Source organism: Stenotrophomonas sp., assembly GCF_032056425.1.
GTDB lineage: Bacteria > Pseudomonadota > Gammaproteobacteria > Xanthomonadales > Xanthomonadaceae > Stenotrophomonas.
In genome coordinates this window covers 80678-95277 of the sequence record NZ_DAMBCN010000016.1, presented here as the reverse complement: position 1 = coordinate 95277, position 14600 = coordinate 80678, and the positions used below count along the sequence as shown (strand labels likewise).

General features: G+C 67.1%; 10 protein-coding genes and 2 tRNA genes. 2 read left to right on the top strand and 10 right to left on the bottom strand.

The window, feature by feature from the left end; translation table 11 throughout:
* Nucleotides 1-160 precede the first annotated feature (160 nt).
* From pgaD to RTY46_RS12095, 10 genes are all read right to left on the bottom strand, one after another.
* Entirely contained in the window at nucleotides 161-652 is a 492-nt protein-coding gene (pgaD, locus tag RTY46_RS12140; protein ID WP_312708637.1) for a poly-beta-1,6-N-acetyl-D-glucosamine biosynthesis protein PgaD, read from the bottom strand.
* A complete protein-coding gene (gene pgaC / locus RTY46_RS12135) occupies nucleotides 649-1902 on the bottom strand; it encodes a poly-beta-1,6-N-acetyl-D-glucosamine synthase (RefSeq protein WP_312708635.1) in 1254 nt (417 codons plus the stop codon). The genes pgaD and pgaC overlap by 4 nt, the downstream gene beginning before the upstream one ends.
* 1 nt (nucleotide 1903) lies before the next feature.
* Nucleotides 1904-3793, bottom strand: coding sequence for a poly-beta-1,6-N-acetyl-D-glucosamine N-deacetylase PgaB (pgaB, locus tag RTY46_RS12130; RefSeq protein WP_312708643.1), 1890 nt, complete (start codon nucleotides 3791-3793; stop codon nucleotides 1904-1906).
* A gap of 10 nt (nucleotides 3794-3803) precedes the next feature.
* Entirely contained in the window at nucleotides 3804-5843 is a 2040-nt protein-coding gene (gene pgaA, locus RTY46_RS12125) for a poly-beta-1,6 N-acetyl-D-glucosamine export porin PgaA (RefSeq protein WP_312708633.1), read from the bottom strand.
* 335 nt (nucleotides 5844-6178) lie between these two features.
* The gene (locus tag RTY46_RS12120) at nucleotides 6179-7384 is read right to left on the bottom strand and encodes an MFS transporter (RefSeq protein WP_312708632.1); all 1206 of its coding nucleotides are present in this window, start codon (nucleotides 7382-7384) and stop codon (nucleotides 6179-6181) included.
* Between the two features lie 199 nt (nucleotides 7385-7583).
* Nucleotides 7584-7660, bottom strand: a tRNA-Pro gene (locus RTY46_RS12115).
* Between the two features lie 140 nt (nucleotides 7661-7800).
* Nucleotides 7801-7877 (bottom strand) — tRNA-Pro (locus tag RTY46_RS12110).
* Between the two features lie 54 nt (nucleotides 7878-7931).
* Nucleotides 7932-8048, bottom strand: a complete 117-nt coding sequence (gene cydX / locus RTY46_RS12105) for a cytochrome bd-I oxidase subunit CydX (protein ID WP_312708630.1) — start codon at nucleotides 8046-8048, stop codon at nucleotides 7932-7934.
* A 94-nt stretch (nucleotides 8049-8142) separates the two neighbouring features.
* A complete protein-coding gene (cydB, locus tag RTY46_RS12100) occupies nucleotides 8143-9297 on the bottom strand; it encodes a cytochrome d ubiquinol oxidase subunit II (RefSeq protein WP_108762455.1) in 1155 nt (384 codons plus the stop codon).
* Between the two features lie 15 nt (nucleotides 9298-9312).
* A complete protein-coding gene (locus tag RTY46_RS12095; RefSeq protein ID WP_312708628.1) occupies nucleotides 9313-10902 on the bottom strand; it encodes a cytochrome ubiquinol oxidase subunit I in 1590 nt (529 codons plus the stop codon).
* Between the two features lie 227 nt (nucleotides 10903-11129).
* Between RTY46_RS12095 and cydD the strand changes: the two genes are divergently transcribed.
* Nucleotides 11130-12875 carry a thiol reductant ABC exporter subunit CydD gene (gene cydD / locus RTY46_RS12090; protein WP_312708641.1) on the top strand — a complete coding sequence of 582 codons (1746 nt, stop codon included), beginning with the start codon at nucleotides 11130-11132 and terminating at the stop codon, nucleotides 12873-12875.
* Complete coding sequence (gene cydC, locus RTY46_RS12085; protein ID WP_312708626.1) at nucleotides 12872-14545, top strand: thiol reductant ABC exporter subunit CydC; 1674 nt, start codon at nucleotides 12872-12874, stop codon at nucleotides 14543-14545. The genes cydD and cydC overlap by 4 nt, the downstream gene beginning before the upstream one ends.
* Nucleotides 14546-14600: the final 55 nt, after the last annotated feature.

Below are 14600 nucleotides of genomic sequence, written 5' to 3'. Positions count from 1 at the left end.
GACGGCCAAAATCCCATCCCACAACACAGTTGCTACACGGACGTACTTGCGGCGTGTCCTGCCCACCCACACCGCCCCGCCACCCACGGATACCCAGCTGTTGACGTTGCTCTTGCTTGAAGCAGGTGCAGGGCTGCAAGCCCTGCCAAAAAAACACCCCTTACAAAAGCGGCTGCCGCGTCAGACCCACCGGGCGGGCGTTGTCATCCATGTGCAGGGTCACGGCCTTGGCGTTCACCAGCAGATCGGCCAGGGCATCGCTGGCGCCCAGCGAATGGGCGATCTCGGTCCGGCTCGAATCCACCCGCGGCGTGCGCCGTTCCTTGCCGGCGAAACGGTAGCGGTTGTACTCGGCCCAGGCGATCAGCAGCACCGTGCAGCAGACCAGGATGACCGGCAGCGCGATCATCACGAACGGGTCCAGGTGCTGCTTGTGCTGGTACAGCTGCACGAACGCCATCTGCCCGCCCAGCAACCACGAGATCAGCGTGACCAACGGTGCCCACAGGTAGAAGTAGAAGCCCCAGAACGCCAGGGTAACGAAGCCCCACGCCGTGCGCTGCAGGCGCGGCTGCTGGCGTGGCTTCTGGATCAACCGCGAATCGAAGCGGTTGGACGGTTTCTTGGTTGTGGTGCCACGTACGGTGCTCATCGGATCCCCCGGTCAGGGCTGACCCAGGTGGCGCGCTTGCCGCGGCGCTTGAACAGCGTCTTCGGCAGTGCCACCAGAGTGGTGAACAGGCTGATCAACCAGTACGCCATCGGGTACCAGATGACCCAGAAGTAATTGCGTCCAATGTGTGTTTCGTAACGACGGTCGATGATCAGACTGCTGGCGAACTGCAGCAGGCAGACCAGCGCCAGGATCACGCCGTGCCATTGCGGCAGCAGCGTATCGATGTACAGCGGGGCCGGCAGCGGGATGAACTTGCCCAGCGCCCACAGCACCACGATCAACAGCATGGTGTACGCCCAGAACACGCTCAGGATGTACTCCAGCAACACGCCCCACATGCGCCGCTTGCGCCAGCTGAACAACGAAGCGCCATGCCGCAGCAGCACTTCCACGCCACCCTGGGCCCAGCGCAGGCGCTGCCGCCACAGGCCCTTCAGGGTCTCGGGCATCAGGATGAAACACAGCGCGTTGGGTTCGTAGCGGATGTCCCAGTGGTCCAGCTGCAGGCGCCAGCTGATGTCGATGTCTTCGGTCACCATGTCATCGGCCCAGTAACCGATGCGGTGCAGGGCGGTGCGGCGGAACGCGGCGATCACCCCGGACACGGTGAAGATGCGCCCGTACACGCGCTGGGCACGCTTGATCATGCCGATGATCGAGGAGAACTCGGCCACCTGCAGGCGTCCCAGCAGGGTGGAACGGTTGCGGATGCGCGGGTTGCCCGTCACTGCGCCAACGCGCGGCCCGCTGGTCAGGTGCCAGACCATCCAGTGCATGGCGTACTCTTCCAGCATGGCATCGCCATCGATGCAGACCAGATATTCAGAACGCGCGGCCAGCGCACCCATGCGCAGTGCATTGGCCTTGCCCAGGTTGCGGTCCAGGTGCACCACGCGCAGGCGCGGGTGCTGCGCGGCCAGTGCATCCAGTCGCGCGCCGGTGTCATCGCGGCTGCCATCGTTGATGGCGATGACCTCGAAGTCCGGATAACGCTGGGCCAGCGCCGCGCCGATGGTGTCGTCCAGGTTGTCCGATTCGTTGTGGCAGGGAATCAGCAGTGTGGCGAACGGGTACTCGTCCATCGGCGGCGGATCGTTGCGCGGCCGCGACTTCCGCTCGCGGCGGAAGAAGTAGTACAGGCCGCCGGACATCCAGAAGAACGCCATCACCATCGGGTAGAAGAAGGCGAACTGGAACAGGGCATACAGCCAGGGGCTCATGTCCATGTCACTTCTCCGGGTACGGGAAGTTGCGCGCAGACATCGCGGCGCGCGCGTCCACGGTCGACGGCTTGTCGGCAATGAAATCGTCCGGGTACCACGCGAAGTGGCGCACGCCCTGTGCCTGCAGGCGACGCACCTGGGCGCGCAGGCGCTGGCCACTGATCGGCGTCTGCGTGCGCCAGTCCACGGTCTGCAGCTCGAACATGGTGTGCTTCAGGTCCGGGTCGTGCGCGCGCACGGCGGTGACCAGCCGGTCCAGCCAGCGTTCGGGGTGGCGGCTGCCTTCCATCCACGGCATGGCCATCAGCGCAGTGCGGTCGTAGGCCTTGTTGAACAGATCCAGGCGCTGTGCGAACCAGTTGGCGCTCTGCGGTTCCAGCACCGGCTGGGCGTACAGGTTGCGCACCGTGCCCAGCTTCGGTCGCCAGCGCTGCGCGCTGTCACGCAGTTCCAGGGTGAAGTCGATCAGTGCCTGGGTGCGGCCGCCATCGAGGCCTTCCTGCGGCAGCTGCGCCAGTTCGGTGTCGCGCACGTAGGCATCGTCATGGAACAGCAGGCCTTCGAAGTACGAATTGATGGCCAGGTCTTCGTAGATGTCCTTGATGATCTGCCGCGCCTGCGGCTTGGTGAAGTCCAACCGGTACATGCCATCGTGTTCCGGGCTGGCGATACCCAGCGCGGTGCGCTGTGCGGCATCGGGCAGCTCGTAGCCCAGCACCGGCAGCCACGCATACACCTTCACACCGGCACGGGTCTTCAGCTGCCAGGCCACGCGGTTGAACAGATCGGCGCGCATCGGCAGGTGCCGGTTCGGGAAGTACAGCGCATCGGCGGTGTTGTTGCCGTCCGGATCGGCGAAGGCCTGCAGGTAGACGTGGGTGGGGCCGACCTTCTTCACGCGTTCGATCAACGCATCCAGGTTGCGCGCCTGCTGGGCCGGGTTGGCGTCGTACACCGCATCCAGGTCGATCTGCAGCGCGCGGGTGCCGTCCAGGCCGACATTGCGGCGCAGTTCAAAGGCCAGCGACGCCGTGTTCGGGTTGTTGGTCACCAGCAGGCGTGCCAGGCCGTGCAGGTCGCGGGTGACCGGCGTGCTGCGGCCTTCCAGGTCGAACGACACCGGCATGCCCAGCTGCTCGGCAATGTCGTTGCTCAGCTGGTTGTAGGCGGCATACGGCCAGACGATCGCCTTCGGCGTTACCCCCAGCTCCTTCTTGATCAGCTGTACGCTGCGGCCCAGGTCCGCGCGCAGGCGCTGTTCGTATTCCTGCGCGGTTTCATAGCGCTGCGCCTTCGGGTCGTAGACGCGGGTGATCACCGCCGGGGTCTGGTTGCCCTGCGGGTTGGACTGCACGCCGTGGTGCAGGTTGTCAGTGTGGCTGGCCAGTTCGATCAGGCCGCTGGACTGCATTTCGCGCAGCTGCGCCCAGGTCAGGAAATCATCGTGGCCGAACGGCCGATAGCCGTAATCGATGGTGCGGCCAGGTGCCATGTCCACGTAATCGGTGATTACTGCCACCAGCGCCGGGTAGTTGTAGGCACGCAGCAGTGGGTATACCCGCGTGTAGACGCTGCGCAGGCCGTCATCGAAGGTCAGCAGCACCGGCCGCGGCGGCAGGGTGGCTTCCCCGCGCGAGGCCTTGATCAGCTGCGACAGCGAGATCGGGTGGTAGCCATGCGCCGACAGCCAGTCCAGGTGTGCGGCGAAGTTCTGCGTGCTGACCGCGTAGGCGTCGGCGTCGGCCTTTTCGCGCACGTCATCGCGGATGTCGTGGTAGCTCAGGATCAGCAGGCCGTTGTCGCTGGCATCCAGCTCGGTGGGCTGCTGGGCGGCGGCCGGCAGTGCCAGGGCCAGCAGGCCCAGCAGCACGGTGGTCATCAGGTAGCGAAGCATCCGTTTCATCTCACTCTCCCCAGCGCAGCGCGGCATCGAAGCCGAGATGACGTTCACGTTGGCCGTCGTAGACCGGCCGCGACCAGCTCACCCCGTATTCCAGGATGCGCCCCTGGCTGAACTGCCATTCGTGGCGGTAGGCCACGCTGGGAATCAGTGCGCTGCCATAGCCTTCCTGCCAGTAGTCGCCCAGCGACACCGTCAGGCGGTGGCGGAAGTGGCGTTCGTAGTGGCGCCACAGCTGCTGGTCGATGCGCAGGCCGATCTCCACCGAGCGGTCGCGCGACGGATTGAAGTACGGCGCATCGTCCTGGCTGCCGCGGCTGGTGTAGACGCTGCCCAGGCCATCGATCAGCAGGCGCGGGCGGGTCAGCAGGCGCTGCTCGATGGCGCTGGTCAGGGTGTCGCGGCGGTTGCCGTCGTCATAGCGGAACTGGCTGCCGCCCAGACTCCAGTGGGTGCGTTCGTTGCGGGTGTAGTCCACGGCCACGGCCACGCTGTCGGCGGTGATGCCGGAGACGCGCGCCTGCATCGAGGCTTCCGGGTCGTTGCGGGCCGCGGTGATGCCGGCGTGCCAGTGGTCGTTGAACTGCCAACCGAAACCGCCGCGCAGGCCGGTGTCGCCGATGCTGTCGTTGGGGCGCAGCACGGCGGCCTCGGCGTCGGCACGGCCGAAGCGGTAGCGCACGCCCGCGCCCATCCACAGCGGGTTGATCTTCTGGTCCTGGAAGGTGACCGATCGGCGGTCGGCGAAGGCGAACAACCGCCAGCGATCGTCCAGGATCGGCGTGGCCACTTCCATGCCGTAATGCAGGTCGTCGTTGCCCAGCGGCGAGGTGCCACCGCCGCCCGAGCTGCGGCCGCCTTCCACGGTGGCCTGCAGCTGCCAGCCGCGGTGTGCGCGCCAGTCACGGTCCATGCGCTGCACCGAGGGCTGGTTGGGGTAGCGCTGCAGCAGGTCGTCGTGCAGCGGCCGTGCCAGGTCGTCGCGCTGCAGCTGCACATAGGCTTCGTGCATTCCCAGGCGCGGCGACACGTCGCGCGGGTCCAGGGTATAGGCCATCTGGTGGCGTTCCAGCGAACGCCGCGGCCAACCGCGCATCTGGTACACGCTGCCCAGCGCGGTCTGCAGGCCGCCGTTGCCGGGGGCCACGTCCACCAGCGCTTCCAGCTCGCGCTGTGCGGTGGGCAGGTCGCCGCTGTAGGCGCGGATCATGGCCAGGTTCACGTCGGCCTCGTAGCGCGCCCAGTTGGCGTAGGGGCTCTTGCCGCCGCCCCAGCGCCAGGCCGGTTCGTCCTTCTGCCAGGCCTGCAGGTAGCCGATGGCCTTTGCCGCCTGTTCGGTTTCCAGGTAGGCGTAGGCCAGTTCGGAACGGGACTGGAAGCGCGAAGGGTCGTTCTTCACTGCCGTTTCCAGCAGTGGAATGGCTTCGTCTGGGTGCTGGGTGGCCATCATTGAATCGCCCACCGCCGGCAACACATAGTCGGGCAGGGCATGGCCTTCGGCCTGCAGGGCGCGAGCTTCATCGCGCACCTGGGCATGCCGTGACAGGCGGTTGAGCAGAATCAGCCGGTCCATGCGGATGCGCAGCGGGGCCTGTGCCAGCGGCGTGCCGTCGCGCTGCACGTAGCGCTCCATCTCCGCCAGCGCATCCTCGGCTTCGTCCAGGCGGGAATCTTCGGTCTGCCCGTAGGCCAGGCTCCAGTTCACCAGCTTGGCCACGTAGTTCGCTTCCAGCCGTGCCTTCTGGTCGGCGTCGAACAGCTGCGGCCGCGCCTGGTACAGGCGCCACGCCCGATGCGCGTTGCCGATGTCACCCAGGGTCAGGACCTGCAGCTTGTACAGCAGGTCGTCGTTGGGCTCGACCTGCTGCGCGCGCTCGATGGCGGCCAGCGCGTCAACCCAGCGGGCCTGGTCACGGTAATGGCCGATTTCGGCCAGCCGCTCGGCACGGGTGGCCTGGGTGGGCGGCGGCGCCGCGTGGGCCCAGGACGCCAGAGCGGCGCAGGCCAGACCGACGCAGAGCGCCAGCGGTCGATGAACAACCATGAATTCCCCCTTCAGCATCCATTCTTGGACGATGTGCAAAAAGTGTGACGCACATCACATGCCAACTTTAGCTGACACGCTCCAGGGAGGCCAGAGCCTCGCCGTTTCCCTTGCACGCAACTGCCGCGCGACAACGGCCATTTCCATCGCACCTCCCCTTCCGCCAAAGGCTTGGACTGCGAAATCACAGTGCTCCGGCGGCCAACGCGGCGCCGAGCGCTGCCGGGACGGCACGCCCCGGCCCTTCGGCCAGCACGCGTCCCGCGTCAGCTTTGGACACGCTACGTCAGTTCACGCCGAAGCAGTGTGTAGACGGCGGGGCAAGCTGGCTCAGATCACCACAGGTCTTCCAGCCGGCGCGGCTTGCAGGCCACCCACGAGGCGCACAGCATCACCGTGGCGCAGCCGAACAGGAAGCCGAAGGGCAGGCCCCAGCCGTTGCTGACCGTGTGCAGCCAGCCGACCAGGAACGGCCCCAGGCAGCTGAAGCTGTAGCCCACGCCCTGCATGAAGCCGGACAACGCCGCCGAGCCGGTGGCGGTGCGCGTGCGCAGGTTGATCAGAGTCAGCGCCAGCGGGAAGGTGGACGGGCCCACGCCCAGCAGGGCGGCCCAAAGCAGGGGCGCCTTCATCGGCGCCAGCAGCAGGCCGGTGAAGGCGATCACGAACGAGAAGAAGCCGATCAGCACCAGCGGGAACGGGTTCTGCAGGCGCACCGCCAGCGACGGGATGACCAGCGACGGCAGCAGCCCCAGCGCCGAGAACACGGCCACCATCACCCCGCCGAACGCCGGCGTGGCGCCGGCTTCCACCACGATGCGCGGCAGCCAGGTGAACATGGAATAGGTCATCAGCGAGGTCATGCCGAACATCAGCGACATGCTCCAGCCCAGCGAGGTGCGCCAGACCTTGCCGTGCGGCTGGGCGCTGGGATCGTTGGCCGCCAGCTGCGCGTGCGGCGCGCGGCGGGCCAGCATCAGCCAAGGCAGGGCCGCGGCCAGGGCCAGCAGCGCCCACATGCCCAGCGACACGCGCCAGCCGGCCGCCTGCGCCACCGGCACCGCCAGCAGCGCCGGCAGCATGGTGCCCAGCTGCAGCATGCTGATGTACAGCGTGCTCATGGTGCCCACCTTGTTGGCGAAGTAGCGCTTCACCAGCGGCGGCACCACCACGTTGCCGATGCCCATGCCGGCCAGGGCCATCACCGAACCCAGCAGCAGGGTGCCGACGTTGCCGGCGCTGGAGCGCAGCAGCAGGCCGGCCATGGCCAGGGTCATGGCCAGCAGGGTGGTGCGTTCCAGCCCCAGGCGGCGGGCCAGGGCCGGGGTGGCCACGCCGAACAGGGCGAAGGAGGCGGTCGGCAACATGCCCAGCACCCCGGTCATGGTGGTGCCGAAGCCGAAATGCTGGCCCAGCACGTCCAGCAGCGGGGTGATGGAGGTCACCGCGGTGCGCAGGTTCACCGCGGCCAGCAGGATGGCAGCGAAGGCGAGCAGCCGCCCGTGCAGCAGTGAGGGCGAGGCTTGGGGTGCGGTGGTCATGCGGAATCCTTGCAGGTGGCGCACGCGCGATGGTTGGCGTGCAGCGGCGGCACCGGGCCAGGCCGGTGCGACAGGTGGGGGCAGGGGGCCATTGTACGTGGCCGCGGCATTGCGGCCGCCACATGGGCGGGGCGCCGGTTGCAGATACAAAAAAACCCGGAGGACTGTCGTCTTCCAGGCTTCTTGGTGACCACCGAAGTGGTCGGGGAGACAGGATTCGAACCTGCGACCTCTACGTCCCGAACGTAGCGCTCTACCAGACTGAGCTACACCCCGAAGGGAGCCGCCTATTCTAGCTGTTCACCCCGGTGGCGGCAAGGGGTGAAAGCTGTTTCCTTCACACTGCCGGAGCAGTGTCACTTCAGGGAACAAAAAAGCCTGGACAACCTCACCAGGCTTCAATGCGACCACCGAAGTGGTCGGGGAGACAGGATTCGAACCTGCGACCTCTACGTCCCGAACGTAGCGCTCTACCAGACTGAGCTACACCCCGAAGGAGCCGCCTAAGATACCGTGTGAAGGCCAAGGCGGCAAGGTTTTTTTCACATCAACGACGGTTTTCCTGTTCGGCGCGGTTCTGCTCGCGCGATTCGAACCACATGCCGTTGAGGATGGCCACGGTGGAGGCCAGGCCGGTGCCGAGAATCCAGGCGAAATACCACATGTTCGTTTCTCCTTCATTCGGGGAAGGCGCCGACCGTTGATCGGTACGCCTTGCTTGTGGGTGGGTGCCGACCGTTGGTCGGCACACCTTCCAATCAATACGCGTTCGGGTTCTCGTCCATCTCTTCGGTGGTCGTCTTGCCCTTCAGCACGCGGTACACCCAGGTGGTGTAGGCGAGGATGATCGGCAGGAAGATCGCCGTGGCCACCAGCATGATGCCCAGCGTCAGGTGGCTGGACGAGCTGTCCCAGACGGTCAGGCTGGAACCGGGCTGGCTGGAGGAAGGCAACAGGAACGGGAAGATGGCAAAGCCGACGGTCAGGATGATGCCGGCGATCGATGCGCCCGAAGCGATGAAGGCCAGGCCGCCACGGCGGGCCCGCAGCAGGGCCGCGCTGGCCAGTGCACCCAGCAGGCCCAGCACCGGGAACACAATGGTGAGCGGCATGCTGCTGTAGTTGCGCAGCCAGCCACCGGCGGCCGTGCCGATGGCCGCGGTCTTCAGCAGCGGGTTGGTCGGGCCGTCGGTCACCACCTGCGAGGTGATCTGGTAGCCGGGCAGGCCGAAGGCCACCCAGGCACCGGCCGCGGCGAACAGCACGAAGCTGATGATCGCCGCCACACTGCCGTAGCGGGCGGCACGATCGGCCACCGGGCCGTCGGTCTTGATCACCAGCATCGCCGCACCGTGCGAGACCAGCATGGCCACGCTGACCAGGCCCGCCACCAGGGCGAACGGGGTCAGCAGGCCGAAGAACGAGCCGGTATAGAAGATGCGCATGCTGTCATCGAAGTGGAACGGCACGCCCAGCAGCACGTTACCCACGGCCACGCCGGCAATCAGGCCCGGCAACAGACCACCCACGAACAGCACGCGGTCCCAGTTGTCGCGCCAGCGCTTGCTGGGCAGCTTGCTGCGGTACTTGAAGCCGACCGGGCGCAGGATCAGCCCGAACAGCATGGCAAACACCGCCAGGTAGAAGCCGGAGAAGCTGACCGCGTACAGCGGCGGCCAGGCGGCGAAGATCGCGCCGCCCCCCAGCACCAGCCACACCTGGTTGCCTTCCCACACCGGGCCGACCGTGTTGATCACCAGCCGGCGCTCTTCATCGGTTTTGGCCACGAACGGCAGCAGCGTGCCCACGCCCAGGTCGAAACCATCCATCACCGCCCAGCCGATCAGCAGGATGCCCAGCAGCAACCACCAGATCACGCGCAGGGTGGTGTAATCCAATCCAAGAAATTCCATGTGCGTTCTCCTGCCTCAGACCTGGCCGGGGGCCGGCATTGCGGCATTGGGGGATGCGGGGCGGATATCGGCCTGCAGCGTCGGCAGGATCTCGTCCGGCCCCTTGCGGATCGCCTTCAGCATCAGCTTCACCTCGATCACCAGCAGCACCGTGTACAGCGCGGTGAAGATGGCCAGCGTGGTCAGGATTTCATGCAGGGCCAGGCCCGAGGCGGCATAGAAGGTGGGCAGTACGCCGTCCACCGCCCACGGCTGGCGGCCGTACTCGGCCACGAACCAGCCGCATTCGATGGCGATCCACGGTGCCGGCAGCGACCAGACGGCCAGCTTCAGGAACCAACGCTTGTCCTGGAAGTTGTTGCGGCAGGAGAAGTAGAAAGCCAGGGCGAAGAAGGCGATCAGGTAGAAGCCCAGGCCGGCCATCACGCGGAAGGTCCAGAACAGCGGCGCCACGCGCGGCACGGTATCCAGCGCGGCCTTTGAGATTTCTTCCGGCGTGGCGTTGAGGATGTCCTCGCGGTAACGCTTCAGCAGCAGGCCGTGGCCCAGATCCTGCCAGTGGCGGTCGAACATCTCGCGCGCTTCCACATCGTCCTTGTTGGCTCGGATGCGTTCCAGCGCACCGTAGGCCAGCTGGCCGCCGCGGATGCGGTGTTCGGCGCGCTCCACCAGTTCCAGGATGCCCGGGATCGGCTGGTTGGTGGAACGGGTGGCAATCAGGCCCATCAGGTACGGGATCTTGATCGCGTAGTCGTTCTGCTGGGTGGTCTGGTTGGGAATGCCGAAGGCGGTGAAGTCGGCCGGCGCACGCTCGGTCTCCCACATCGCTTCAATGGCGGCCAGCTTCATCTTCTGGTGTTCGCTGGCGGCGTAACCACTTTCATCGCCCAGCACCACCACCGACAGCGACGACAGCAGGCCGAACGCAGCGGCCACCGCGAACGAGCGGCGGGCCATGTCGCGGTGCTTGTTCCGCAGCAGGTACAGGGCACTGATCGACATCACGAAGATCGCACCGGTCACGTAGCCGGCGCTGACGGTGTGCACGAACTTGGCCTGGGCCACCGGGTTCAGCAGCACGGCGGCGAAATCCACCACTTCCATGCGCATCGTTTCCGGGTTGAACACCGCGCCGGTCGGGTTCTGCATCCAGCCGTTGGCGATCAGGATCCAGACGGCCGACAGATTGGTGCCCAGCGCCATCAACCAGGTCACGGCCAGGTGCTTGACCGGGCTCAAGCGCTTCCAGCCGAAGAAGAACAGGCCGATGAAGGTGGCTTCCAGGAAGAAGGCCATCAGGCCTTCGATCGCCAGCGGCGCACCGAAGATATCGCCCACGTAATGGCTGTAGTACGACCAGTTCATGCCGAACTGGAATTCCATCACCAGGCCGGTGGCCACACCGATGGCGAAGTTGATGCCGAACAGGGCGCCCCAGAACAGGGTCATCTGGCGCCAGACCTGCTTGCGGGTCATCACGTACACGCTTTCCATGATGGCCACCATGAAGGACAGGCCAAGGGTGAGCGGTACGAATAGGAAGTGGTACATCGCGGTCAAAGCAAATTGCAGCCGCGACAGTTCTACGACTGTCTGATCAATCATGGCCTGGCTACCTCGTTGGATAGTGCCGTTGCAGGTGGCGGGAAGGGTGGTCTACGGGGTGGATGATGTGACCGACTACTTCAAACAGCCTTGATCCAGATCAATGTATGAAGGGCTCTGCAGAGGGATCGTATGCCAAACCGGATGAAGACTGCGACCGCTGGCCGCAGGGGAGGGCACCTGTGTGCGCCTACAATGCCGGACATGCCCTGTTGCCTGTGAACCCTTTGAACGCTGCCGAATCTTCCGCTGTTGCCACCGACCCGCATGCCGAATCGGCCCTGCAGCGGCGTACCCGTATCGCCTGGCTGGCCGATCTGGCGCGTGCGGCGCGTGGCCGCCAGCGCTTGGCCGGCGTGTACCTCAGCGTGTCCGGTGCCCTGCTGATCGGCCAGGCGGCCGCCATCGCCTGGCTGGTGCAGCACGTGCTGGTGCAACGCGCGCCGTTGTCGTCGGGGCTGCCGGTACTGGGTGGGCTGGCGATCATCCTGCTGCTGCGCACGGCGCTGGGCAGTGCCAGCCAGGCGGCCGCCGGTGATGTGGCCGACGCGGCACGTCTGGCCCTTCGTGAGCGTGTGTTCGCGCGTCTGTTGGGGCATGGGCCACTGTGGCTGCGGCAGCGCCGTACCGGCGAACTGGGCGAGCTGATGCTGCATCACGGCGATGCGATTGAGAACTATTACAGTGGGTTCCTGCCGGTGCGCACCGAAGTGGTGGTGGTGCCCCTGCTGATTCTGGCGGCGGTTGCCTGGGTGGACTGGGTGGTCGCACTGATCCTGCTGTTCACCGCGCCGCTGGTGCCGTTCTTCATGATGCTGGTCGGCTGGGGCGCAGAAGCGGCCGGTCGCGCGCAGCTGGGTGAACTGGCGCGGATGAGCGGGCACTTTGCAGATCGCATCAAGGGGCTGGGTCTGCTGCGCCTGTACGGTCGTGGCGAGGCAGAACTGGCAGGCGTGGAAGCGGCCGCCGAGGGCGTGCGCGTGCGAACGCTGAAAGTGCTGCGTATCGCCTTCTTGTCGTCCACCGTGCTGGAATTCTTTGCGTCGGTGAGCGTGGCGATGGTCGCGCTGTATCTGGGCCTGAGCTACCTGGGGCTGATGTCCCTGCACGCTGCCGTGCCGACGCTGGGCGCCGGCCTGTTCTGCCTGCTGCTGGCGCCGGAGTTCCATGCGCCGCTGCGGCGGCTGGCCGCCCACTACCACGACCGCGCCAATGCCCTGGCCGCCGCCGCCGAAGTCGAACGCCTGCTGCATGCCTTGCCGGACGAGGCGGCGTTGCCCGAAGACGGCGGGGCCATGCGTGCGCCCGAACCGGCCGAGGCCGCGCTGCCGCCGTTGCAGGCGCAGGGTCTGGTGCTGCAGCCGCTGGGCGCACCACACACCGTACTGAATGGCGTGGATGTGCGGCTGGAACCGGGCCAGCGCCTGGCCCTGGTTGGCCCCAGTGGGTCGGGCAAGAGCACGCTGCTGGAAGCACTGGCGGGCTGGCTGCCGCCGCGCGAAGGGCGCCTGCAGGTGCGCCCCGGCGTGCAGGTGGCCTACGCCAGCCAGCGCCCGTACCTGTTCCATGGTTCGATCGCCGACAACCTGCGCCTGGCCGATCCCGCCGCCAGTGATGCGCGCTTGCGCGCCGTGGCCGAAGCAGCGCAGGTGCTGCAGTTCGCCCAGCGCCTGCCGCAGGGGCTGGATACGATGATTGGTGAGCGTGGTTTCGGTCTGTCCGGTGGCGAAGCACGGCGCATCGGCCTGGCCCGGTTGCTGCTGCGCGATCCGCAGGTGCTGCTGCTGGACGAGCCCACTGCCTTCCTCGATGCCGACACCGAAGCCGCATTGCTGCGCAGCCTGGCCGCCTATGCGCGCGGCCGCGCCGTGGTGGTGGCCACCCACAGCCCGGCGGTGATCGCCTGGGCCGACCGCTGTCTGCTGCTGCCCGAAGGCCGCCTGGTCGATCCGGCGCAGGCGGTGCGTGCATGAGCCGCTCGCCCGATTCGCTGCGCGCGGTGTTCATGCGCCATCGTCCACGCCTGCTGCTGACCGTGCTGCTGCTGTGGATCACGATGCTGGCCGGTACCGCGCTGCTGGGGCTGTCCGGTGGCTTCCTGACCGCTGCAGCGCTGGCCGGTGCGGCGGGGTTGAGCCAGGGCTTCAACTTCTTCTCGCCGTCGGCCGGCATCCGTGGCCTGACCATGGCGCGCATCGTCTCGCGCTATTTCGAAAAGCTGGTGGGCCACGATGCCACGCTGCGCATCGCCCGCGACCTGCGCGTGTGGTTCTTCCGCCGCGCGCTGCCGCTGGCACCGGCGCGGCTGGGGGCCACCCGCACCGGTGAACTGCTGGCGCGCCTGCTGGGTGACATCGGCGAGGTCGATGGCCTGCTGGTGCGCGCGATCGGTCCTCTGCTCGCACTCGCTGCACTGTCACTGGCCGCCATTGCGTCGGCTGCGGTGATCCTGCCATCGGCGGCCGTGCTGCTGGCCGTGCTGGCGCTGCTGATCGGCGTCGGCGTGCCGTGGCTGGGCGTGCGCGGGCGTGATGCCGAAGAAGCCGACCGCGCTGCGCATCGTGCCGCCCTGCGCACCGCCGCGTTCGAAGGGCTGGAAGGTGCGGGTGACCTTGCGGCCCTGCATGCCGGTACCGCGTGGCAGTTGAAGGTACGCGTTGCGGCCAAGCAGCTGGCGGCGCGCGATCGGCGTCGACGCTGGCGCCTGATTGCAGCGTCCACCCTGCACGGCGCGGTGGCCGGGCTGGGCCTGGTCGGCATGTTGGCGCTGGCGCTGCATGCGGCCGAACAGCAGCGCATTGCCGCGGAGATGGCGGCAGGCCTGGTATTCCTGACCGTGGCCCTGATCGAGCTGTGGGCCGGCATGGGCCTGGCCTGGCAGTCGCTGCAGTCGGGCCGCATTGCCGCCGATCGGCTGCAGGCCATCGTCGAACAGCCGACGGCCGTGGACGAGCCGCCGGTGCCGCAGGCGGTTCCGCAGGCATCGGCGGTGCAGTGGCAGGACGTGCATTTCCAATGGCCGGGCGCGGCGCGGCCGGTGCTGTCCGGTCTGCAGCTGACCCTCGCACTAGGGGAACGCATTGCGATCCGCGGCGACAGCGGCTGCGGCAAGACCACCTTGTCCAGCCTGCTGCTGCGCCTGTGGGATCCACAGCAGGGCCGCTTGACCTATGGCGGACAGGACCTGCGCGGTTTCGCCCAGGCCGATTGGCACCGGCAACTGGCGTGGTTGCCGCAGAATGCCCCGGTGTTTGCCGGCAGCGTGGCCGACAACCTGCGCCTGGGCGATGCCGATGCCAGCGATGCCACGCTGTGGGCCGTGCTGCGCCGGGTGCGGCTGGGCGAATGGGCCGAGCGCAATGGTGGCCTGCAGACGTGGGTGGGGGAAAACGGAGCAACGATGTCGGCCGGGCAGGCGCGGCGCCTTGCGCTGGCGCGCGCGCTGCTGCGCAACGCCCCCATCCTGGTGCTGGACGAACCCACCGAAGGCCTGGACGTGGACACCGCGCACGCGCTGCTGAACGATCTACCGGCGTTGCTGGACGGGCGCAGCCTGCTGATGATCACTCACGACGAGCTGCCTGACGGCGTGGTGGATGCGCAGTACCGCCTGCGTGACGGTGTGCTGGAGCGGGAAACGTAATCGCGGTGGTAGCGCCGGGCCATGCCCGGCGGCCGTTTGCGTGATGGCGTGCCGA